The following is a 21,232-nucleotide window of genomic DNA, read 5'->3' as shown; positions in this document are numbered from 1 at the left end:
CCGGTCGCCCGGGCGGGGCGGCCGAGCTCAGCGGTCGCCGAGCCAGGCCTCCAGCTCGACCTCGACCAACTGGTCGGGGTCGAGCAGGCCGGCCACCACCACCATCGTCGCCGCCGGACGGACGGCCCCGAACACCGCGTTGTGCGCCCGGCCCACCTCGTCGGCGTAGCTCCGGTCGGTCACGTACATCCGGGTCCGGACCACGTCGCCCGGCTCGGCGCCCACCTCGGCGAGCGCGTCCAGCCCGATCCGCAGCGCCTGCGCGGTCTGCGCCGCGGCGTCGCCGACGTGGGTCACCCGACCGTCCACGGTCGACGTGCAGCCCGCCGTCCAGGCCAGGTCGCCCGCCCGGACCACCCGGGCGTAGCCGTAGACGGCCTCCCACGGGCCGCCCGAGCCCAACCGGGTGACGGTCACGCGGCGGCCAGCGTTTCCAGCGCCTGGGCCACGGTGAACGCGCCGGCGTAGAGCGCCTTGCCGGCGATCACGCCCTCCACCCCGATCGGCTCCAGGGTGGCCAGCGCCCGCAGGTCGTCCAGGGTGGACACGCCACCGGAGGCGATCACCGGGGCGTCGGTGCGCGCGCAGACCTCGCGCAGCAGGTCCAGGTTCGGCCCGCGCATGGTGCCGTCCTTGGTGATGTCGGTCACCACGTACCGGGCGGCGCCCGCCTTGTCCAGCCGCTCCAGCACCTCCCACAGGTCACCGCCGTCGCGGGTCCAGCCCCGGGCGGAGAGGGTACGACCGCGCACGTCCAGCCCGATCGCGACGCGGTCGCCGTACTCGCCGCAGACCCGGTCGCACCACTGCGGATCCTCCAGCGCGGCGGTGCCGATGTTCACCCGGGCCGCCCCGGTGCCGAGCGCCGCCGCCAGCGACTCGTCGTCCCGGATGCCGCCGGAGAGCTCCACCTTCACGTCGAGCTGCCGCACCACCTCGGCGAGCAGGTGCGCGTTGGAGCCCCGACCGAACGCCGCGTCCAGGTCGACCAGGTGGATCCACTCGGCGCCGTCGGCCTGCCAGGCCAGCGCGGCCTCCAGCGGGTCGCCGTACGCGGTCTCGCTGCCGGCGGCGCCCTGCACGAGCCGGACGGCCTGGCCGTCGGCGACGTCCACGGCGGGCAACAGGGTGAGGCTCAACTTCTCTCTCCTCGCATCAGATCCGACGGTCCAGCGCGATCACGACGATCGCCGGCAGGACCAGCAGCAGCAGGACGACCAGCACCAGGCGCAACGCCAGATCGTCGACGAACGTCCAGATCCCGAACAGCGCGGCCAGGCTCAGGCCGATGATCGCGGCCCGCTCCCCCCGGCTGCGGCGGCCCACCCGGCCGGTGCGGCCCCGCCGCCACTGCGGCGTCAGCCGGCGGACCAGCGTGCGGGTGCGCTGCCGGCGGGCCAGCCGGCGCTGGCGCACGACGCGTTCCCGGGCGGCCTCGGCCTCCCGGACGGCACGGCGGCGGGCCCGCTCCTTGCTCACGCCGTGCCCCGCGGTGCCCGGGCGGCCGCCGTGCCCCGCGCCGGGCCGGCCGGCTCCGCCACCTCAGCCAACCGTGGCCAGCCAGTTGCGCAGGAGGGCGGCACCGGTGTCGGCCGACTTCTCCGGGTGGAACTGGGCGGCCGACAGCGCGCCCCGCTCCACCGCGGCGACGAAGTCGGTGCCGTGGTGGGCGGTGGTGACCGTGGCCCCGGCGGCGGCCAGCCCGGCGACGTCGTTCACCCCGTACGAGTGGACGAAGTAGAACCGGCTGTCGGCGGGCAGCCCGGCGAAGAGCACCGAGCCGGCCGGCGCGTCGACCGTGTTCCAGCCCATGTGCGGCAGCCGGTCGGCGGGCAGTTTCGTCACCCCGCCGGGCAGCAGCCCGAGCCCCTTGGTGACCACGCCGTGCTCGTCGCCGTGCTCGAAGAGGACCTGCATGCCGACGCAGATGCCCAGCACCGGCCGGCCGGCGGCGACCCGCTCGGCGATCACCGGGCCGGCGCCGAGCGCCTCGATCCCGGCCATGCAGGCGGCGAAGGCGCCGACGCCCGGCACCACCAGGCCGTCCGCCGCGGCGGCGGCGGCCAGGTCGTCGGTGACGGTCACGTCGGCGCCGGCGCGCTCCAGCGCGCGCTCGGCCGAGCGCAGGTTGCCCGAGCCGTAGTCCAGCACCACGATCCGCGTCATCAGCCCTCCCCGGGAAGCAGCCAGAGCACCCCGCCGATGGTGGCGAGCGTGGCCAGCAGCGCCATGATGACCACCGCGCCGCGCGGCGCGCCCTGCTTGTGCAAGGACCACGTCCCGCCGACCAGCACACCGGCCAGGATCAGCAGCAGCGTCGGCAGCACCGGCCCCATCAGAGCGCACCCTTCGTGCTGGGCACCACGCCGGCCGAGCGCGGGTCGATCGCGGTGGCCTCGCGCAGCGCCCGGGAGACCGCCTTGAACTGGGCCTCCACCACGTGGTGGGCGTCCGGGTGGCCGCCGGGGCGGGCCGCCCGCAGCACGTCCACGTGCAGGGTGATCCGGGCCGACTGGCCGAAGGACTCCCAGATGTGCCGGGTCATGCTGGTGGGGTAGACCGGACCGATGTACGGCGCGAGCGCCGGCTCGTCGTGCAGCACGTACGGGCGGCCGGAGAGGTCGACGGCGGCCCGGACGAGGACCTCGTCCATCGGTACGGTGGCCGAGCCGTACCGCCGGATGCCGGCCTTGTCCCCCAGCGCCTGGTCGAAGGCGGCGCCCAGGGCCAGCGCGGTGTCCTCCATCGTGTGGTGGGCGTCGATCTCCAGGTCGCCGACGGTGCGCACGGTGAGGTCGAAGCCGCCGTGCCGGGCGATCTGGTGCAGCATGTGGTCGTAGAAGCCGACGCCGGTGCTGATCTCGGCCTGGCCGGTGCCGTCGAGGTCGATCTCGACCAGCACCTTGGTCTCCTTGGTGATCCGCTCCACCCGGGCGGTGCGACTCATGTCAGCTTCTCCATAGCGGTGAGGAAGGCGTCGGTCTCGGCCGGGGTGCCGGCGGTGACCCGCAGCCAGCCGGGCAGGCCGACGTCGCGGACCAGCACGCCCGCGTCGAGCAGGGTGCGCCAGGCGACCGCCTGGTCGCCGGCCACCTCGAAGAGCACGAAGTTGGCGTCGCTGTCGGCGACCCGGTGGCCGCGGGCGCGCAGCTCGGCGACGATCCGGTCGCGCTGGGCCTTGATCGCGTCGACGGTGCCGAGCAGGGCGTCGCGGTGCGCCAGCGCCGCCCGGGCGGCGGCCTGGGTGAGCGCCGAGAGGTGGTACGGCAGCCGGACCAACTGCACGGCGGCCACCACCGCCGGGTCGGCGGCCAGGTAGCCCAGCCGGCCACCGGCGAAGCCGAACGCCTTGCTCATCGTCCGGGTGACCACCAGCCGCGGGTGGCCGGGCAGCACGGCCAGCGCGCTGACCGTGCCGGGGCGGGCGAACTCGGCGTACGCCTCGTCGACCACCACCATGCCGGGGGCGGCGTCGAGCACCGCCGCGACCACCTCCGGGTCCAGCGCGGTGCCGGTGGGGTTGTTCGGCGAGCAGAGGAAGACCACGTCCGGCCGGTGCTCGCGCACCTGGGCCACCGCGTCGTCGACGCTCAGCCCGAAGTCGACGCCCCGGACCCCCGGCACCCAGCCGGTGCCGGTGCCCAGCGCCAGCAGCGGGTGCATCGAGTACGCCGGGGTGAAGCCGAGCGCGATGCGCCCCGGGCCGCCGAACGCCTGGAGCAGCTGCTGCTGGATCTCGTTGGATCCGTTGGCCGCCCAGACCTGCTCGACGCTGAGCCCGTGGCCGAGGTACGCCGCCAGGTCGGCGCGGAGCGCCACCGCGTCCCGGTCCGGGTACCGGTTCAGGTCGCGCAGCTCCGCCGCGAGGGCCTTGCCGATCGCCTCGACCACCGGCTCGGGCACCGGGTACGAGTTCTCGTTGGTGTTCAGCCGGACCGCCACGTCGAGCTGCGGCGCCCCGTACGGCCGCAGGCCCCGCAGGTCGTCCCGGAGCGGCAGGTCGTCCAGGGTCGTCACGCCGGCCCCCCGGGGAAGCGGGCCGCGACGGCCTGGCCGTGTGCCGGCAGGTCCTCCACGTTGGCCAGCGTCACCACGTGCGGGGCCACCTCGCGCAGCGCGTCCTCGGTGTACTCCACCAGGTGGATGCCGCGCAGGAAGGACTGCACCGACAGCCCCGAGGAGTGCCGGGCGCAGCCGCCGGTGGGCAGCACGTGGTTGGAGCCGGCGCAGTAGTCGCCGAGCGACACCGGCGCCCAGGCGCCGACGAAGATCGCCCCGGCGTTGCGGACCCGCATCGCCCACGCCCGGGCGTCCACGGTCTGGATCTCCAGGTGCTCGGCCGCGTACGCGTCGACCACCCGCAGCCCGGCGTCGAGGTCGTCCACCAGGACCACGCCGCTCTGCTCGCCGGTGAGCGCGGTGCTGACCCGCTCGGCGTGCTTGGTGGCCGGCACCTGCCGGGCCAGCTCCCGCTCGACCGCCTCGGCCAGCTCGACCGACGGGGTGACCAGCACGCTGGCGGCGAGGGGGTCGTGCTCGGCCTGGCTGATCAGGTCGGCGGCGACGTGCGCGGGGTCGGCGGTGTCGTCGGCCAGGATGGCGATCTCGGTCGGGCCGGCCTCGGCGTCGATGCCGACCACGCCGCGCAGCAGCCGCTTGGCGGCGGTGACCCAGATGTTGCCCGGACCGGTGATCATGTCGACCGGGTGGCAGTGCGCGCTGCCCTCGGCGTCGACCGCCGCGCCGTAGGCCAGCATCGCCACCGCCTGGGCGCCGCCGACGGCGTACACCTCGTCGACGCCGAGCAGCGCGCAGGCCGCCAGCACCCGCGCGTCGGGCAGGCCGCCGTTGTCCTGCTGCGGCGGGCTGACCACCACCAGCGAGCGCACCCCGGCGGCCTGGGCGGGGACCACGTTCATCACCACGGTCGACGGGTACATCGCCAGCCCGCCGGGGACGTAGAGGCCCACCCGGTCGACCGGCACCCAGCGCTCGGTCACCGTGCCGCCGGGGACGACCTGGGTGGTGTGGTCGGTGCGCCGCTGGTCGGCGTGCACCTTGCGGGCCCGGGCGATCGACTCCAGCAGCGCGGCGCGCACCTGGGGGTCGAGCGTCCCCTCGGCCTCGGCGATCGCCTCGGCCGGCACCCGCAGCACCGCCGGGGAGACCCCGTCGAACCGCTCGCTGGCCTCCCGGATCGCCGGGTACCCATGCTCCCGGACCGCCTCCACGAGCGGGCGGATCCGCTCGACGGCCACGGAGACGTCGAGCTGGGCACGGGGCAGCAGGCGGCGCGGGTCACGGACCCCGCCGCGCAGGTCGATCCGATTCAACACCCTTGCGAGTCTAGGCGGCTTCGTCGGGATCTTTCCGCGCCGCCCGTACCGCGGGAGGCGTGAGCCGAGCCACGCCGCGGGCGGCCGGTCCGGCTAGGCTCGACGCGTGACTGCGCGGCTGCCGGTGTTCCCGCTCGCAACGGTGCTCTTTCCCGGACTCGTGCTGCCGCTGCACATATTCGAGGAGCGCTACCGCGCGCTGGTGCGCCACCTGATGGGGCTGCCCGAGGGGGCGCCCCGCGAGTTCGGCGTGGTGGCGATCCAGGCCGGCTGGGAGGTCGCCCCGGCACCCGGCCGGTCGACCCCCGGCGGCGGTGACGTGACGCTGCACGAGGTGGGGTGCACCGCCGAGCTGCGGCAGGTCACCGAGCTCGACGACGGCGGCTTCGACATCGTCACGGTGGGCCGGCGGCGGTTCCGGATCGCCGACGTGGACCGCTCCTCCGCGCCGTACCTGACCGCGCAGGTCGAGTGGCTGCCCGAGCCGGGCGGCACCGACGAGATCGCCGAACTGCTCGCGGCCCGGGTGATCGCGGTCTTCCGGCAGTACCTGGGGCTGATCCGGCCCGATCCGGAGGAGATCTCCGAGCAGCTGCCGGAGGACCCGACCGTGCTGTCCCACCTGGTCGCCGCGACGGCCGCGCTCACCGTGGCGGACCGCCAGCGACTGCTCGCCATCGACGACACCGCCACCCGGCTCCGCGCCGAGCTGCGGCTGCTCAACCGCGAGGCGGCTCTGCTGCGCCAGGTGCGGGCGGTTCCGGTGCCGCTGTCGGAGCTGGCATCGCCCCCGGCGCCCAACTGAGGCCGCCGGGCTCCGGCTCCGGGCGCAGCGACGGCCAGCGCGACCAGCCGGCCAGCAGGGTGTACGTCACGGCCGCGGCGAATGCCGGGAGCAGCAGGTCCCCGAAGGGCACCGGCAGGAACCCGAACAGCCACTCGATCCCGCCGGCGCGCAGGTCGGCCGGCTTGGTGAAGGCGGTGCCGTCCGGGGCGTTCGCCAGCAGCCGCTGGTAGCCGGAGAGCCCGACCCGGCGGCCGACCTGCCAGGCGACCAGCGCGGCGCCGAGCGCGCCGAGCGCTGCCCCGGCCAGCACGGCGGGGCCCCGGCGGCGGCGCAGCACGACCCAGAGCCCGACCGCGGCGAGCAGCCCGAAGCCGAGCCCGAGCAGGCTGAACCAGCCGTCGGCGGCGATCGGCTGCTCCGGCTGCGGCTGGGCGTAGATGGCGCCCTCGGCGGTCTTCAGCACCGGGGTGTCCGGGGCCACGGCGGCCCAGAGCAGCCCGAGCGGCACGCCCAGGACGGTCAGTCCGAGCACGGTGGCGACGGTCGCCGCGAGGGGCCGGCGGGGCCGGTCGGCCGGCTGCTCCGGAAGACCGGCGTACGCCGGGGGCCACGACGCGGCCGGTCCCGGTCCGCCCGGCTGCGGCCAGTGGCCAGCGTCCGGCGTGGCCGACTCGACGGGGCCCGGCCCGGCGGGCGGCGATCCGGCCTCGGGCGCGCCGGAGAGCGGCGTCCAGCCGTCATTCACCGAGCGGGCCGGCGGGGCGGGGCCGGCGGGCGTGGCGGCACGGTCCGGCTCGTCGGGACGGTCGTCGGACCGGTGCGGATCGGGGGTGTCCGGGCTCACTCGATGATCCTCTCAGGCGGGGCGGCGACGCGGGGCGCCGGTGGCCGGACGGCCCCCAGAGGTTGTCGGGACACCCCGGGGCGAGCGAGGCGGAGTCCAGTCGGCGATCCGGCAAGGCGGAGATCGGTCCGGATACAACACCGGTATCCGGACCGATCTCCAACGCGGCCGGCTGGGCCCGCCGCAGCTGGTGAGAGGTGTCCCGACAACCTCTCAGCGGGCGAACGGCTCCAGCATCACCGCGGCGGCGCGCAGCCACGCCTGCCGGGTCTCCGGCTGGAGCTGGTGGTACTCGATCGAGGAGCCGGTCTCCAGCGCCGGGTCGTACGGCACCACGGCGACGGCCCGGGTACGGGTGGCGAAGTGCCGTTCCAGGTCGTCCTGGAGCGGGGAGCGGCCGGGCGTCGGGCAGGAGATCAGGGTGACCGCGTTGTCGGCCAGCTCCCCCATCCCCTCCTCGTGCAGCAGGTCCAGCATCCAGTCCGCGCTGAACGCGGCGTCCTCGCGCGGCACGGTGGTCACCACCAGCTGGTCGGCGGCGTGCATGACGGTGCGCCAGTTGGCGCTCTCCACGTTGTTGCCGGTGTCCACGCAGACCACGTCGTGGGTACGGCGCAGCAGCTCCAGCACCCGCTTGACGGTGAACTGGTCCAGCCGCTGGGCGAACCGGGGGCTCTCCTCGCCGGCCAGCACGTCGTACGAGCCGTCGGAGGCGTGCCGCAGGTAGTCGTCGAGGGACTCCAGCAGCTCGGCGCCCTCGCGGATCTCGATGTGCGCCAGGTCGCTGATCAGGTGCCGGATCGTCCGGGCGTGCCGGGCGCTGCCGGCGCGCAGCCCGAGGGTGCCGCGCAGCTCGTTGTCGTCCCAGGCCAGCACGCCCCGGCCCCGGACGCTGCCGACGGTGGCCGCGGCGAGCACGGTGGCGGTGGTCTTGTGCACCCCGCCCTTGGGGTTGGCGAAGGCGAGCACCCGGGGCGTGCCGAGGTCGCGGCGCAACACGCCGGCGGAACGCTCCTGCTCGTCCTGCGGGGCCTGCGGACGCCACTCGATCCGGGCCGGCTCGATCCGCGCCGGCGCGTAGCCCCGGTCGGCGGTCACCGCCGGCGGGTACGCCGGCTCGGCGGGCCCGGCCGGCTCCGGCGGATAGGTCGGCTCGGGCCGGTACGACGGCTGCGGCGGGTACGCCGGCTCGGCCGGGGGGTAACCGGGTCGGTAGCCCTCGTCGAGCAGCGGGGCGTACCGCGACTCGACCGGTGGCGGCGGCTCGTGCCGGTAGCCGTTGTCCAGCAACGCGTAGCGGGACTCCGCCGTCGGCTCGGGCGGGTAACCGGGCTCGGCCCGGTAGGCCGGCTCCGGCGGGTACCCCGGCTCCCTCCGGTAGGCCGGCTCGCGCTGGTACGACGGCTCGGGCTGGTACGACGGCTCCACCCGGTACGCCGGGTCGACCCGGTAGGTCGCCTCGGCCCGGTAGCCGGGGTCGGCGCCGTACCCGGGCTCGACGGGCGGCACGGCGGCGGAGGCCCGCCCGGACCAGCCGGTGCCGGGGCCGCGCCGGGGCAGCGCCTCACGCGCCGGTGGCGGCTCCTCGGGGCGGTGGTCGACCTCCGCGGGCTCGCCGGCGCGACCCCCGAGCCGGGCGCGGTCGAGCAAGGCCCGCCATCGCGGTGCCGGTTCGGCCGACCGGCCCCAGCCGGTCTCGGTGCCGTCCAAGGCTCGCCCTCCCCGCCCATCGATCTCCGCCTGACAGGCTACGAACGAAACCCTATTCGGACCACACCTGTCGCCGCACATCCCCATGGGCAATCCTCACCGGCCCGGCGCCGGTTCACCCCCGCCGCCGGTGTCCGCCGAGGTCGGAGGCGGTGTGGGTGCCCGCGAGCCGGCCGATCCGCCGGGTGAGGGATCGATCACGTCCCGTGCCTGTTCCGACGAAACGCCCACCGACGAGGGCTCCAGCGCGGTGTCGACCGGCGGTCGCGCCACGTCGGCCTGTTCCGGCAGCGGTGGAAGGACCACCGCCCGGTCCAGCCGGCGCAGCTCCGGGGCCGGGTCCACCGCCCGCACCCCGGCCCGGCCGGCCAGCTTTCGCAGCACGGCCGGGTCGGCGCGCACCACCGCCGCGTAGACGCACCCGCACCCCGCCCGGTACGCCCGCGCCTCCCGCGCGGCGACCTCCGCGCCGGTGGCGTACACCCGGCGCAGCTCGCCCTCGGCGGTGCCGGCGGCGCGGGCGCGCTGGTCGGCGGCTTCCCGGTCCTTGCGCTCGGCCACCGCCGCCATCCCGGCGACCACGTCCTGCGGCAGCAGCTGCGCCGCCAGGCGGACCACCTCGGTCTGCCGGTCGGGCAGCGGCACCCGCGTCACCACCTCGGAGACCGGCGCGTCGGCGAGCACGCCGGGCAACTGCGCCGGCGCGAGGTAGCCGGTGAACGAGACCAGCGCGTACGTCCCGGACGATGATGCGGAGGGCGGCAACGCGGCCAGTTCGGCCGCGGCGGCGCGTACGTACTCGGGAATCCGGTCCCCCGGCCGCACCCCGACCCGGGTGACCTCGCCGACCGTGCGGTCGCCGACCGGCTCCTCCCGGCGCCCCGCCCAGCCGGCGGTGAGCAGCACCGCCCCCACCGCGGCGAGCGCGGCCGAGGTGAGCCACCGCGGCCGGGCACGGCGGGGCCGGCCCACCGGCGGGGTCGGCCGGTCGGCCGGTGGCGGTACGGCGGCGCTCACCGGCGCGGGCCCCCTGTCGGCTCGGATCGGGTGCGGTTCGATCGGGTGCGGTCAGTCGCGCAGGATCGCCAGCGCCCGGTCCAGATCGTCCGGGTACTCGCTGACGAAGGTCACCTCGTCGCCGGTACGCGGGTGCAGGAAGCTCAGCGAGCGGGCGTGCAGCCACTGCCGGCCCAACCCGAGCCGCGCGGAGAGGGTGGGGTCGGCGCCGTAGGTGATGTCGCCCACGCAGGGGTGCCGCAGCGTCGAGAAGTGCACCCGGATCTGGTGCGTGCGGCCGGTCTCCAGGCGCACGTCGAGCAGGCTCGCCGCCGGGAACGCCTCGATGGTGTCGTAGTGGGTGATGCTCGGCTTGCCGCCGGAAACCACCGCCCAGCGGTAGTCGTGGTGCGGGTGCCGGTCGATCGGGGCGTCGATGGTGCCGCGCAGCGGATCGGGGTGCCCCTGCACCACGGCGTGGTAGCGCTTCTCCACCTCGCGGTACTTGAACGCCCGCTTCAACGCGGTGTACGCCTGCTCGCTCTTGGCCACCACCATGATGCCGGTGGTGCCGACGTCGAGCCGGTGCACCACGCCCTGCCGCTCGGCGGCGCCGCTGGTCGAGATCCGGTGCCCGATGGCGGCGAGGCCGCCGATCACGGTCGGGCCGGTCCAGCCGGGGCTGGGGTGGGCGGCCACGCCGACCGGCTTGTCCACCACCACGATGTCGTCGTCGGCGTACACCACGGTGAGGCCCGGCACCGCCTGCGGCACCACCGTCGGCGGCGCGACCGGGGCGGGCAGGGTCACCTCCAGCCAGGAGCCGGCCTTCACCTTGTGCGAGTTGGGCCGCGCGGCCCCGTCGACCAGCGCGTCACCGGCGTCGACCAGGGCCGCCGCGACGGTGCGGGAGAGCCCGAAGAGCCGGGACACCGCCTGGTCCAGGCGCATGCCGTCGAGCCCGTCCGGGACGGGCAGGGACCGCTGGTCACCGCCACCGGCGGCGAACGCCGAGGTCACGCCCGCTCCCGGGGCTGAGCGCCGGTGACGTCCCGGTCGCCGACCGCGGCGTTCTCGGCGGCGCGTGCCGTACCGGCCCGGCTGCCGTCGCGCTGGCGGCCGGTCAGTTCGAGCAGCACGGCGAGGAGCACCCCGGAGACCAGCGCGCTGTCGGCCAGGTTGAACACCGGCCAGACCTGCCCGTACGGGTCGAAGAGGCTGACCATGTCCACCACGTGCCCGACGAAGTGGCCGGGGGCGCGGAAGATCCGGTCGGTGAGGTTGCCCAGCGCACCGCCCAGCACCAGGCCGAGCGAGACCGCCCAGGGCAGGGAGCGCAGCCGAACCGCCATCCAGACGATCCAGCCGACCACGCCGATGGTGATGAGCGGGAAGATCCAGGTGTGGTCGGCGCCGATGCTCCAGGCCGCCCCGCTGTTGCGGGTCAGGGTCAGGTAGACGGCGCCGCCGAGCAGGCGTACCGGCCCCCGGTCGTCGAGCGTCACCAGCGCGAGGTGTTTGGTGAACAGGTCGGCCAGCAGGGCCGCGAGGGCGATGCTGACCAGGACCACGACCGCCTTGCGGCGAGGCGTACCGTCGCCCGGCTCAGCGGTGCCGGATCCGGCGGTCGGTGCTGTGGTCATCGACTCCCCATCGACTGTCCGACGGTGAGCGGTTCACCGTCTCGCGTTCGTCACCGGGGAGCGGACGTCAACGCCGCTCCTCCAGCTGCTTGCAGGTCACGCAGAGGGTCGCCGACGGGAAGGCGGCGAGCCGCTCGACCGGGATCGGGTTCCCGCACCGCTCGCACCACCCGTAGCCACCCTCGTCGAGGCGCTCCAGGGCCCGCTCGACCTGCGTGATCCGTTCCCGGATGCTGTTGGCGAGGGAGATCTCCTGCTCGCGCTCGAACGTCTTGGTGCCGGTGTCGGCCTGGTCGTCCCCGGCCGAGTCGGTCAGCCGGTCGCGCTGCAGCTCGGTGATCTCGCTCAGCGTCTGATCGTACTCGGCTCGCAGCTCGTCCCGTCGGGCCGCCAGGGCCGCCCGGATCTTCTCGGTCTCCGCCGCGCTGCGGGTGGCCTTCACCGCAGGCTTGCGGCCGGCGGTCCTGGTGTCGGCTGGCTTCGCCATCGTCAGCTCCCTCAGCCGCGTAGCGCGGCGGTCGGCGGTGTCCGGACAGGGGTCACCGGCCTGGCGCCCCCACGTAACAAAACGGGCGCACGGCAATGAGGGCCGCGCACTCCGGAGGTTGGCAAGAATACGGAACGTACAGGCGTCCGACAACGTGGCGCACCGTCGTGCCGCTATTCAGCCCCTAGTAAGCCCTATTTGGGGCAAAGGGAACGCTAGCAGATCAGCCATCCCGATCCTCGCCGTACTCGCCAAACCACCTGGCCAGTCGACCCCGCCGACTGACCGCCCGCAGCCGCCGCTCGACCTCGTCCCGCACCCCGGCGGTCGCCACGATCAACACGCTGTCGCCCGCCTTGAGCCGGGTGTCCGGGCCGGGCACGAAACCCGCCCCGTCGCGCAGCACCAGGGTCACCGAGGCACCCACCGGCAAGCGCAGCTCGTCCACGTGCACCCCGGCCAGCCGGGAACCGGGCGGCACCTCCAACTGGAGCAGGTCCGCCCGCATCCGCTCCAGCGGCGCCGTCTCCACGTGGATCTCGGCCAGCTCGGCGGGCGCGGTCACCCGCAACCGGCGGGCCGCCGGCGCCAGCGTGCCCGCCTGCAACAGCGTGAAGATCACCACCAGCACGAAGACCGCGTCGAAGAGCCGGTCCGCCCCGGGCACCCGCTCGGAGAGCGGGATGGTGGCCAGCACGATCGGCACCGCCCCGCGCAGCCCGGCCCAGGACAGGAACGCCTGCTCGCGCAGGTTGACCCGGAACGGCAGCGCGGCCACCAGCACCGACAGCGGCCGGGCCAGCAGCAGCAGGGCCAGGCCGGCGACCACCGCCGGCAGCACCGCCGCGTCCAGCCGGCTGGGCGTGGCCAGCAGCCCGAGCAGCACGAACAGCCCGATCTGGGCCAGCCAGGCCAGCCCGTCGGCGAAGCCCAGGATGGCCTGCCGGTGCGGCAGCCGGGCGTTGCCGAGCAGCACCCCGGCCACGTAGACGGCGAGGAAGCCGGAGGCGTGCAGCACCGCCCCGGCCGCGTACGCCAGCACGGTGAAGCCGACCGCGGCGATCGGGTAGAGCCCGGACGAGGGCAGCGCCGCGCGGCGCAGCGCGAAGCGGCCGGCCAGCCCGGCGGCGAGCCCGACCGCCGCCCCCACCCCCAGCTCGTAGCCGACCAGGAACACCTCGTACCACCACGGGTGACCGCCCTCGGCGCGGGAGAGCAGCACCACCAGGATCACCACCGGGGCGTCGTTCATCCCGGACTCGGCCTCCAGCGTGGCCACCAGCCGGGGCGGCAGGCGCAGCCGGCGCAGCGTGGCGAAGACCGCCGCCGCGTCGGTGGAGGAGAGCACCGCGCCGTAGAGCAGGGCGAGCCGCCAGTCCAGGCCGAGCAGCAGGTGCACCACCAGGCCGACGACCAGGATGCTGACCAGCACCCCGACCGTGGACAGGGCGGCGGCCAGCCCGAGCACCGGGCGCAGGGTGCTCCACCGGGCGGTCAACCCGCCCTCCGCGATGATCACGATCAGCGCGCAGAAGCCCAGCACCCGGGTCAGCTCGGCGTCGTCGAAGCGGATGCCGAGGCCGGCCTCCCCGATCGCCACCCCGAGCGCCAGGTAGACCAGCAGACTCGGTACGCCGAGGCGGGTGGAGAAGCGGACCGCGCCGATCGCCACCAGCAGAACGGCGGCGCCGAGCAGCAGCGCGAGATCCAGCCCCGCCGTCACGGGCCACCGACCGGCAGCGCCCTCACCCGTGCGATCCGTCGCGCAGCCGGCGGAGCACGTCGGTCAACCCGGGGGCGGGACGCTCGACGGTGAACAGCTTGTCGCGGCTGGCCGCGCCGGTGCGCAGCGACACCGCGGCCGGTCGTACGCCGAGCGCGCCGGCGAGCGCCTTCCGGGCCGCCTCGGTGGCTCGCCCGTCCACCGCCGGCGCGTTCACCGCGATCACCAGCGCGGGGCCGTGCGGGCCGTCGAAGCGGCCGCCGACGCGGGCGCGAGAGGCGCCGGGCTTGACGCGTACCGCCACGGTGAGCGGCTCCCCGGTGGGCATCGACGCGACTCAGCCGGGTCGGGTGTCGGCGAGCAGGGCGGTGTCCGGCGCGCAGTCCGCGCACGGGGTGAAGCCGAGCGAGACCGCCTCGGAGACCGGCAGCGGCTCGTCGTCCCGGCCCAGCAGGTGGAGGCAGGAGCGGAGGTGGTAGCGGGGCCGGCCGTCGACCACCCGCACCTCGGTGTCGAGCCGGGCCACCCACGCGGCGTCGGCGGGGGACACGTCCTGGGCCTCCGGTTCGTCGTCGGCCTCGGCCTGTTCGGCCGCCCAGCCGCCGGCCGCCCCGTCGCGCTGGCGACCCGGCGCCGGACTCACCGAGTCCCACGGGCCGGCGTCGTCGACGTCGCGGGACCGCCCGACGGTCGGCGCGGTCTCCGACGCCGGGTCCGCGTCCGGTGCGCGGCGCGCGGCCACGCCGTCGGAGTCCCACGGGCTCTCGGCCTGCGGCTCCCACGGGCCGGCGTCGCCGGTCACCGGCGGCTCGGGTGGTTGCCGCCACCCGTCGCCACCGGCGCCGCTCGTCGTGGGAACGTGCTGGACGGGGATCTCCGGCTCCACCGGGGCGTAGGGCTCCGGCGGGGTCGTGCCGCGGGGCGTACCCGCGAAACCCCGGCCCGCGCGCGGCCCGGGTCGGCCCGTCGTCGCCTTGGTGGCGGCCACCTGGCGGGCGCCCGCGATCAACGCGACGGCGGCCAACAGGCTGGCCGCGATGGAACTGATCAACAGGGTGCTGGAGCCGTCAGCGAGACCGAGCACCAGCAGTACGACCGCGACGAGGATGAGCAGCAGACTTGCGACTATCACGGCTCACCCCCGCCGCGTCGTGTCGGTGTGGCGCGGTCGGCGACCGTCGGGCGACAGCCGCCGACCGTGGATCAGCGACCGGCTTCGAGAGCGCCGGAGCGACCGCCGCCGTACGAGCCGGCGAGGCTCGTGGCGGCGAGCCCGTTGCCGGTGGCGGCACGGCTGCCCTCGGCGCGGGTCATCTCGGCCTCCAGGCCCTGGCCCCGGCCGTCGAGGTCCCGCAGCTGGCTCTCCAGGTACGCCTTGAGCCGGGTGCGGTACTCGCGCTCGAACTGCTTGAGCTCCTCGATGTGCTTCTGCAGCGCGGTGCGCTTGGCGTCCAGGCCGCCCATGGCCTCCTGGTGCCGCTGGCGGGCGTCCCGCTCGAGGGCGTCGGCCTTGGCGCGCGCCTCGCGGGTGACCTCCTCGGCCTTGGACCGGGCCTCGGAGAGAAGCTGGTCGGCCTCGCGGCGGGCGTCCGACACGTGGTCGTCGGCGGTGCGCTGGGCCATCATCAGCACCCGCAGCGCCTGCTGCTCGCCGTCGCCACCGCCGGCCGGGCCACCGGCGGACCGGACCTGCTCCAGCTCGGCCTGCATGGCCCGGGCGGCCTGCTCGGCCGCCGCCTTGTCGCGCTGCACCCGGTCGAGCTGGGCCTTGACGTCGTTGAGCTCCGCCGCGAGACGGGCGTCGCCGCCGGGGCCGGCGGGGGCGCCACCACGGCCGCCGCGCTCCACCTGGGCGCGCAGCTCGTTGTTCTCCTCGATCAGACGGGCAAGCTCACGCTCGACCTCGTCCAGGAAGGCGTCGACCTCCTCCTCGTCATACCCCCGCTTGCCGATCGGCGGCTTTTTGAAGGCGACGTTGTGGACGTCGGCCGGGGTCAGCGGCATCGAAACTCCTCGGGTCAGTTGCGGCCGCGTAGCGGGCTGGGCCACCGGACGTTCATCCGATGATCAACCGCTTCAACACGAACTCCATCAGCACGAACAGGATAACCAGGAGCACAAGGGAGGCCAGGTCGATGCTCACGGTACCAATTCGCAGTGGAGGGATCACACGCCTCAACGCCTTGAGAGGCGGATCAGTGACGCTCCACACGGATTCCAGTCCCGCCGATGCCCCGCGTCCCGGTTGCCACCGGCGACCGTACTGCAGGACGGCGCTGAGGACGAATCGGGCCAACAGCACAATCAGGAAGAGGTACAGCAGCAGGTACAGGACTTGGAGCACGATCGACAACACGGCGGGCGACGTCCCTCTCCTCGGGCGGACTTAGCTCAGGCTGAAAAAGCCGCCCTCAGCGATCTTGGCCTTGTCCTCCGCGGTGACCTGGACGTTGGCCGGTGAGAGCAGGAACACCCGGTTGGTCACGCGCTCGATCGTACCGCGCAGCCCGAACGCCAGCCCGGCGGCGAAGTCCACCAGCCGGCGGGCGTCCGCCTCGTCCATCTCGGTGAGGTTGATGATCACCGGAACGCCGTCGCGGAAGTGCTCGCCGATGGTGCGCGCCTCCCGGTAGGTGGTCGGGTGCAGCGTGGTGATCTGGTAGCGCTGCTCCTCCTCGGCCACCACCGCGCGCTCGCGGGCCTGGGTCTGCGGAGCCAGGGCCAGGTTGTCCCGGGTGTGGTAGGTCAGCGCACCCGAGGTCTCCCCCGCGCCGGACCGGGTGATCGAGCGGACGCTGGACCGCTCGACCCGCTCCGGACGCTCGTCGTCGGCCCGGTCGGCCTCCAGCGCCCGGCTCGCGCCGCGCTCGCTCAGCCGCCCCCGCTCGCCGAGCCGCGGGCGCGGCGCCGGCGGCTCCTCCGACTCGTCCTCGTCGTCGTCGGCGAACTCCTCGGAGTACCGGCTCGACCGGTACCGCGAGTCGCGGTAGCCCGGCTTGTCGTAGCCGTCGTCGTAGGCCCGCTCGTCATCCTCCTCGACGAGACCGAGCCAGACCCCCGCCTTGCGCAGTGCACCCATCCCGCGCCCTTCCGTCCGCCGTGCGGCACGCACCCCCGTGCCGTGTCGCCTGATCACGAATGGACAATCCATGCCCACCGGATCGGAGCGGCAATCCCCCGACAGGCGATTCGCGGCCGCCCGCCGTGGTCCCCGACAACGGGACGCCGTTCCTGAAACAACACAGATGTAATTTGCTTCTACCGCGGTCAGGCTACCGCAGCGTGGGACGCATTCCGAGTAACGCGCTGCCGACGCGGACATGTGTCGCGCCATATTTGATGGCCGGTTCGAGGTCGCCGCTCATTCCGGCGGAGAGCGCGGTGGCCTCCGGGTGCCGGTCGCGGAAGCGCGCCGCCACCTCGGCGAGCCGGGCGAACGCCCGCTCCGGCTCCCAGCCCAGCGGCGCCACCGCCATCAGCCCGGCCAGCCGCAGGCCGCCGGCCCCGGCCAGCGCCTCGGCCACCGGACCCAGGCCGCGGTCCGGGTCGGCCGAGTCCGGCAGCGCGCCACCGCGCGCCGGGTCGCCGTCGATGCTCACCTGCACCAGGGCGTCCAGCGGCCGGTCCCGGCCGGCGGACGCGGCCGCGTCCAGGGCCCGGGCCAGCCGGACGCTGTCCACCGAGTGCACGACGTCGGCGTAGCGGACCACCGAGCGGGCCTTGTTGCGTTGCAGCTGGCCGATGAAGTGCCAGCGGACGGCCACCCCGGCGGCGGCCACCTCGGCCGCCTTCGGGGCGGCCTCCTGGTCGCGGTTCTCCCCCACGTCGGTCACCCCGAGCCCGGCCAGCGCGACCACGTCGCCGGCCGGGTACGTCTTGGTGACCGCGATCATGGTGACCTCGGCGCGGTCCCGTCCGGCGTCGGCGCAGGCGTCGGCGATCCGGGCGCGGACCCGGGCCAGCCCGGCCGCGAGTTCGGCACGCCGGTCGGGCCGTACCGTGGCTGGTTCGTCGGTCATCGGCGGAGCTCAGGAACCGTTCTTGAGGAAGTCGGGCACGTCCACGTCGTCGAAGAGCACCCGGCGCGGCGACTGCTGCTGGGCCGGCAGGGTGGTCGGCGGCGCGACCGGCGGGTTCTGCGGCGCCGGCTGGTTCTGGTTGGTCTTGCGCGGCGCCTCGGCCGCCTTGTACGACGGCGCGCCACCGTCGAAGCCGGCCGCGATGACGGTGACCCGGACCTCGTCGCCCAGCGCGTCGTCGATGACCGCGCCGAAGATGATGTTGGCGTCCGGGTGCGCCGCGTCGGTGACCAGCTGGGCGGCGTCGTTGATCTCGAACAGGCCGAGGTCGGAGCCGCCGGCGATGGAGAGCAGCACGCCCCGCGCGCCGTCCATGCTCTGCTCCAGCAGCGGGCTGGAGATGGCCGCCTCGGCCGCCTCCACCGCGCGGTTCTCGCCGCGGGCGCTGCCGATGCCCATCAACGCGCTGCCCGCGCCGCTCATCACGCTCTTGACGTCGGCGAAGTCCAGGTTGATCAGACCCGGCGTGGTGATCAGGTCGGTGATGCCCTGGACACCGGAGAGCAGCACCTGGTCGGCGGTGCGGAAGGCGTCCATCATGGAGATGTTGCGGTCGCCGAGCGCCAGCAGCCGGTCGTTCGGGATGACGATCAGCGTGTCGCACTGGTTGCGCAGCTCGTCTATGCCGGACTCGGCCTGCACCTGGCGGCGCTTGCCCTCGAAGGAGAACGGCCGGGTCACCACGCCGATGGTGAGCGCGCCGAGCTTGCGGGCGATGTTCGCCACCACGGGCGCGCCGCCGGTGCCGGTGCCGCCGCCCTCGCCGCAGGTCACGAAGACCATGTCGGCGCCCTTGAGGACCTCCTCGATCTCGTCGCGGTGGTCCTCGGCGGCGTTCTTGCCGACATCCGGGTTGGCGCCGGCGCCGAGGCCCCGGGTCAGCTCCCGGCCGACATCGAGCTTGACGTCGGCGTCACTCATCAGCAGCGCCTGCGCATCGGTGTTGATCGCGATGAACTCGACGCCCTTGAGCCCAACCTCGATCATCCGGTTGACGGCGTTGACGCCGCCGCCCCCGATGCCGACGACCTTGATGACCGCCAGGTAGTTGTGCGGAGGTGTCATCTCCGGTCCTTTCCCTTCGAGATTGGCATCGCCCCGACCGGGTACGGCGTGGCCAGACCGACGGTCGACGACAGCTGTCACCACAGAGGATCAGGAATAAACCCTCACCCTCTACTAGAGGCTTAGAGTTATGTCAACCACTGATCCTCTTCGGGGCAACGTAAGCGCCCCCACGCCGAGAGCCAAGGACCTGCCCGGCGTGTCGCCGCCATTGGCGGGACGGCTCACGTCCGGCGTCCCGGTATCACTTGAAGGTGACCACGTCCGGCGCGCTGACGTCGATCGTGTCGGCCTTGCGACCCAACAGCGCGGTGGCCACCCGCGCCTTGTCCGTTCCCCGGGTCGCGTCACCCCAGACGACCGTCCGATCGCCACGGAGGGTGAGGCTGATCCGGGCCAGCCCCTGCACGGTGAGCTCGGTCAGCTCCGCGCGCAGCGGCGGGGTGAGCACCGCCAGCACCTCCAGCGCGGCCCGGGTGCCCGGGTCGTCCCGGCCTGGGGTGGCCAGCCGGACCACCGGCAGGCCGTCGGGGGCGCGCGGCACCGTCCGGAACACCACCCCGTCGGCGTCGAGCACGACGAACTGCCCGTCCCGGGGCACCGCCGCGACCCCGGTCCGCTCGACCACCGTCACCACCAGCGTGCCCGGCCAGTCCCGGGTGACCGTGGCCCGCTCGACCGGGGCCAGCGCGCCGATCCGGCGGCCGGTCGCGGCCAGGTCCACCCGGGCCAGTGGGACTCCGTCCGGCACCCCCGCGGCCTCGCGCACCTCGACCGGGGTGACCAGCTCCGCGCCGACCACCCGCACCTCACGGACCCCGAACAGCCCGGTGCCGAGCACCGTCCACGCGACCAGCGTGGCCACGGCGAGCACCGCGGCGGCCACCGCCCAGGGCAGGGCCGCCCGCATCCGCCGCTGCCGCGCCCGGGCCATGAACCGCCGGGTGGACGGCGGGACCGCGTCGCTGCCGGCCCGGACGAGCTGCCAGCGCCGGACCGGGTTACGCCGGGGGCCGCCACCGTCCGTGCCGGCGGTGCGGCCCCGCGCCGGGCCCGGGCTCATCCGGCGGCGGAGGCCGCGCCGTCCGGGTCGACGGCCGCGCCGAGGGCCGTCGGGTCGGCGGCGTCGCCGGCGGCGCGCGCGGTGAGGGCGTCGATCAGCTGGTCGCCCATCAGGGAGATCGGCGGGGCGCCCATGGTCACCACCACGTCGCCGGGGCGGGCCCGCCGGGCCACCTCGACCGGGGCGTCCTCCCACGAGTCGACGAACACCTTGTGCGCGGCGTCCAGCGGCACCGCCTCGACCAGCGCCGCCGACCCCTCGCCCGGCTGGCGCAGCTCGCCCGGCCCGAAGACCTCCAGCAGCACCAGCTCGTCGGCGATGCCCAGCGCCGCGGCGATCTCCGCCTGGAGGTCGCGGGTGCGGTAGAGCCGGTAGGGCTGGAAGACCACGATCAGCCGGCCGTCCCCGGCCACCTCGCGCAGCGTCTGCAAGGCCAGCGTCATCGACGTCGGGTGGTACGCGTACTCGTCGTAGACCAGCACGCCGTCCGCGACGCCCTTGCGCTCGAAGCGCCGGCGTACGCCGGGGAACGCGCCCAGCGCCGCCTCGGCCGCCTCGACGGGCAACCCCAGCAGGTACGCGGTGAGCACCGCCGAGGCGCTGTTGAGCCCCATGTGCCGCCCCGGCACCGGCAACCGGATCTCGCCCAGCGAGTGGCCGTCGACCTCGGCCAGGAAGCGCACCCCCTGCGCGGTGGAGGCCATGTCGTCCAGCCGCAGGTCCGCGTCGGGAGACAGGCCGTAGGTGTGCACCCGGCGGCCCTCCGCGCGCAGCGTCTCGGCCAGCCGGCGGCCGCCCGGGTCGTCGGCGCAGGTGATGATGAAGCCGTCCGGGTCGGTGAGCCGGGCGAACTCGGCGAAGGTCGCCTCCAGGTTGGCCAGGTCGCCGTAGGTGTTGAGGTGGTCCGCCTCGATGTTGGTGATGATCGAGACGTACGGGCGGTAGATCAGGAACGAGCGGTCGCTCTCGTCCGCCTCGACCACGAAGTACTCGCCGGTGCCGTGGTGCGCGCCGGAGCCGACCTCGGAGATCTCCCCGCCGATGACGAAGGACGGGTCCGTCCCGGCCTGCTGGAGCACCATGGTGACCATCGAGGTGGTGGTGGTCTTGCCGTGGGTGCCGGCGACCGCCACCGTCCGGCGGCCGGTCATCGCCGCGGCGAGGGCCTCGGAGCGGTGCAGCACCCGCAGGCCGCGCCGGCGGGCCTCGACCATCTCCAGGTGGTCCTGCGGGATGGCCGAGGAGTAGACCACGGTGTCCACGCCGTCGAGGTTGCTCGCCTCGTGGCTCATGTGGATCGTCCCGCCGAGCGCCCGCAGCCCGGCCAGCGACGGCCACTCGCGCAGCTCGCTGCCGGAGACCGGCAGGCCGCGGGTGAGGAAGAGCCGGGCCAGGCCGCTCATGCCGACCCCGCCCACCCCGATCAGGTGGATCCGGCCCAGGTCCTCGGCGGTGAGCGTGCCGGCCGGGGTGAACTGCGCGGTGTTCATGCCAGGTAC

25 protein-coding genes are annotated in these 21,232 nt (G+C 74.8%); 1 reads left to right on the top strand and 24 read right to left on the bottom strand.

Features of this window, described 5'->3' with window-relative positions; genetic code table 11:
- Positions 1-27 precede the first annotated feature (27 nt).
- The 8 genes from V6U89_RS20975 to hisD form a co-directional block, all read right to left on the bottom strand.
- Entirely contained in the window at positions 28-417 is a 390-nt protein-coding gene (locus tag V6U89_RS20975; protein WP_179801008.1) for a RidA family protein, read from the bottom strand.
- Positions 414-1,139 carry a bifunctional 1-(5-phosphoribosyl)-5-((5-phosphoribosylamino)methylideneamino)imidazole-4-carboxamide isomerase/phosphoribosylanthranilate isomerase PriA gene (priA, locus tag V6U89_RS20970; protein ID WP_334573056.1) on the bottom strand — a complete coding sequence of 242 codons (726 nt, stop codon included), beginning with the start codon at positions 1,137-1,139 and terminating at the stop codon, positions 414-416. Before priA ends, V6U89_RS20975 begins: the two co-directional genes overlap by 4 nt.
- A gap of 16 nt (positions 1,140-1,155) precedes the next feature.
- Positions 1,156-1,479, bottom strand: a complete 324-nt coding sequence (locus V6U89_RS20965) for a hypothetical protein (RefSeq protein WP_334573055.1) — start codon at positions 1,477-1,479, stop codon at positions 1,156-1,158.
- Positions 1,480-1,542: 63 nt separating this feature from the next.
- On the bottom strand, positions 1,543-2,166 hold the full coding sequence (gene hisH / locus V6U89_RS20960) for an imidazole glycerol phosphate synthase subunit HisH (RefSeq protein ID WP_334573054.1): 624 nt from the start codon (positions 2,164-2,166) through the stop codon (positions 1,543-1,545).
- Positions 2,166-2,336 (bottom strand): hypothetical protein, encoded by a 171-nt coding sequence (locus V6U89_RS20955; protein ID WP_334573053.1) that lies wholly within the window; start codon positions 2,334-2,336, stop codon positions 2,166-2,168. The genes hisH and V6U89_RS20955 overlap by 1 nt, the downstream gene beginning before the upstream one ends.
- Complete coding sequence (hisB, locus tag V6U89_RS20950; RefSeq protein WP_154943845.1) at positions 2,336-2,947, bottom strand: imidazoleglycerol-phosphate dehydratase HisB; 612 nt, start codon at positions 2,945-2,947, stop codon at positions 2,336-2,338. Before hisB ends, V6U89_RS20955 begins: the two co-directional genes overlap by 1 nt.
- On the bottom strand, positions 2,944-4,017 hold the full coding sequence (locus tag V6U89_RS20945) for a histidinol-phosphate transaminase (protein ID WP_334573052.1): 1,074 nt from the start codon (positions 4,015-4,017) through the stop codon (positions 2,944-2,946). Before V6U89_RS20945 ends, hisB begins: the two co-directional genes overlap by 4 nt.
- On the bottom strand, positions 4,014-5,336 hold the full coding sequence (gene hisD, locus V6U89_RS20940; protein WP_334573051.1) for a histidinol dehydrogenase: 1,323 nt from the start codon (positions 5,334-5,336) through the stop codon (positions 4,014-4,016). The genes V6U89_RS20945 and hisD overlap by 4 nt, the downstream gene beginning before the upstream one ends.
- Positions 5,337-5,442: 106 nt before the next feature.
- Here hisD and V6U89_RS20935 point away from each other — a divergent pair, with 106 nt between their 5' ends.
- Positions 5,443-6,141 (top strand): LON peptidase substrate-binding domain-containing protein, encoded by a 699-nt coding sequence (locus tag V6U89_RS20935; RefSeq protein WP_334573050.1) that lies wholly within the window; start codon positions 5,443-5,445, stop codon positions 6,139-6,141.
- Here the strand turns inward: V6U89_RS20935 and V6U89_RS20930 are convergent.
- The 16 genes from V6U89_RS20930 to murC form a co-directional block, all read right to left on the bottom strand.
- Complete coding sequence (locus V6U89_RS20930; RefSeq protein WP_334573049.1) at positions 6,056-6,967, bottom strand: DUF2567 domain-containing protein; 912 nt, start codon at positions 6,965-6,967, stop codon at positions 6,056-6,058. The genes V6U89_RS20935 and V6U89_RS20930 overlap by 86 nt on opposite strands.
- Before the next feature lie 213 nt (positions 6,968-7,180).
- Positions 7,181-8,677: a MinD/ParA family ATP-binding protein gene (locus V6U89_RS20925; RefSeq protein WP_334573048.1), complete on the bottom strand. Its 1,497-nt coding sequence runs from the start codon at positions 8,675-8,677 to the stop codon at positions 7,181-7,183.
- A 96-nt stretch (positions 8,678-8,773) separates the two neighbouring features.
- Positions 8,774-9,694, bottom strand: a complete 921-nt coding sequence (locus V6U89_RS20920) for a hypothetical protein (RefSeq protein WP_334573047.1) — start codon at positions 9,692-9,694, stop codon at positions 8,774-8,776.
- A gap of 51 nt (positions 9,695-9,745) precedes the next feature.
- Positions 9,746-10,693 (bottom strand): RluA family pseudouridine synthase, encoded by a 948-nt coding sequence (locus tag V6U89_RS20915; RefSeq protein WP_334573046.1) that lies wholly within the window; start codon positions 10,691-10,693, stop codon positions 9,746-9,748.
- On the bottom strand, positions 10,690-11,316 hold the full coding sequence (gene lspA, locus V6U89_RS20910; RefSeq protein WP_334573045.1) for a signal peptidase II: 627 nt from the start codon (positions 11,314-11,316) through the stop codon (positions 10,690-10,692). The genes V6U89_RS20915 and lspA overlap by 4 nt, the downstream gene beginning before the upstream one ends.
- Positions 11,317-11,383: 67 nt before the next feature.
- Positions 11,384-11,803 (bottom strand): TraR/DksA family transcriptional regulator, encoded by a 420-nt coding sequence (locus V6U89_RS20905; protein WP_154943859.1) that lies wholly within the window; start codon positions 11,801-11,803, stop codon positions 11,384-11,386.
- A gap of 223 nt (positions 11,804-12,026) precedes the next feature.
- Positions 12,027-13,526, bottom strand: coding sequence for a potassium/proton antiporter (locus tag V6U89_RS20900; protein ID WP_334573044.1), 1,500 nt, complete (start codon positions 13,524-13,526; stop codon positions 12,027-12,029).
- A 22-nt stretch (positions 13,527-13,548) separates the two neighbouring features.
- A complete protein-coding gene (locus tag V6U89_RS20895) occupies positions 13,549-13,854 on the bottom strand; it encodes a DUF167 domain-containing protein (protein WP_334573043.1) in 306 nt (101 codons plus the stop codon).
- Positions 13,855-13,863: 9 nt separating this feature from the next.
- A complete protein-coding gene (locus V6U89_RS30230; RefSeq protein WP_442933960.1) occupies positions 13,864-14,658 on the bottom strand; it encodes a hypothetical protein in 795 nt (264 codons plus the stop codon).
- Positions 14,659-14,729: 71 nt separating this feature from the next.
- The gene (locus V6U89_RS20885) at positions 14,730-15,530 is read right to left on the bottom strand and encodes a DivIVA domain-containing protein (RefSeq protein WP_334573042.1); all 801 of its coding nucleotides are present in this window, start codon (positions 15,528-15,530) and stop codon (positions 14,730-14,732) included.
- Positions 15,531-15,582: 52 nt separating this feature from the next.
- The gene (locus tag V6U89_RS20880; protein ID WP_210774739.1) at positions 15,583-15,882 is read right to left on the bottom strand and encodes a YggT family protein; all 300 of its coding nucleotides are present in this window, start codon (positions 15,880-15,882) and stop codon (positions 15,583-15,585) included.
- A gap of 30 nt (positions 15,883-15,912) precedes the next feature.
- Entirely contained in the window at positions 15,913-16,605 is a 693-nt protein-coding gene (locus V6U89_RS20875; RefSeq protein WP_334573041.1) for a cell division protein SepF, read from the bottom strand.
- A 193-nt stretch (positions 16,606-16,798) separates the two neighbouring features.
- The gene (locus V6U89_RS20870) at positions 16,799-17,545 is read right to left on the bottom strand and encodes a YggS family pyridoxal phosphate-dependent enzyme (protein ID WP_334573040.1); all 747 of its coding nucleotides are present in this window, start codon (positions 17,543-17,545) and stop codon (positions 16,799-16,801) included.
- A 9-nt stretch (positions 17,546-17,554) separates the two neighbouring features.
- Positions 17,555-18,670 (bottom strand): cell division protein FtsZ, encoded by a 1,116-nt coding sequence (ftsZ, locus tag V6U89_RS20865; RefSeq protein WP_334573038.1) that lies wholly within the window; start codon positions 18,668-18,670, stop codon positions 17,555-17,557.
- A 244-nt stretch (positions 18,671-18,914) separates the two neighbouring features.
- Positions 18,915-19,733 (bottom strand): cell division protein FtsQ/DivIB, encoded by an 819-nt coding sequence (locus tag V6U89_RS20860; protein WP_334573037.1) that lies wholly within the window; start codon positions 19,731-19,733, stop codon positions 18,915-18,917.
- Positions 19,730-21,223 (bottom strand): UDP-N-acetylmuramate--L-alanine ligase, encoded by a 1,494-nt coding sequence (gene murC, locus V6U89_RS20855; RefSeq protein ID WP_334573036.1) that lies wholly within the window; start codon positions 21,221-21,223, stop codon positions 19,730-19,732. The genes V6U89_RS20860 and murC overlap by 4 nt, the downstream gene beginning before the upstream one ends.
- Positions 21,224-21,232: the final 9 nt, after the last annotated feature.

The sequence above is a fragment of the Micromonospora sp. CPCC 206171 genome (genome assembly GCF_036906755.1).
Lineage (GTDB): Bacteria > Actinomycetota > Actinomycetes > Mycobacteriales > Micromonosporaceae > Micromonospora > Micromonospora purpureochromogenes.
Note: the sequence above shows the minus strand (reverse complement) of the source record. Positions and strands in the feature narration are given on the sequence as shown.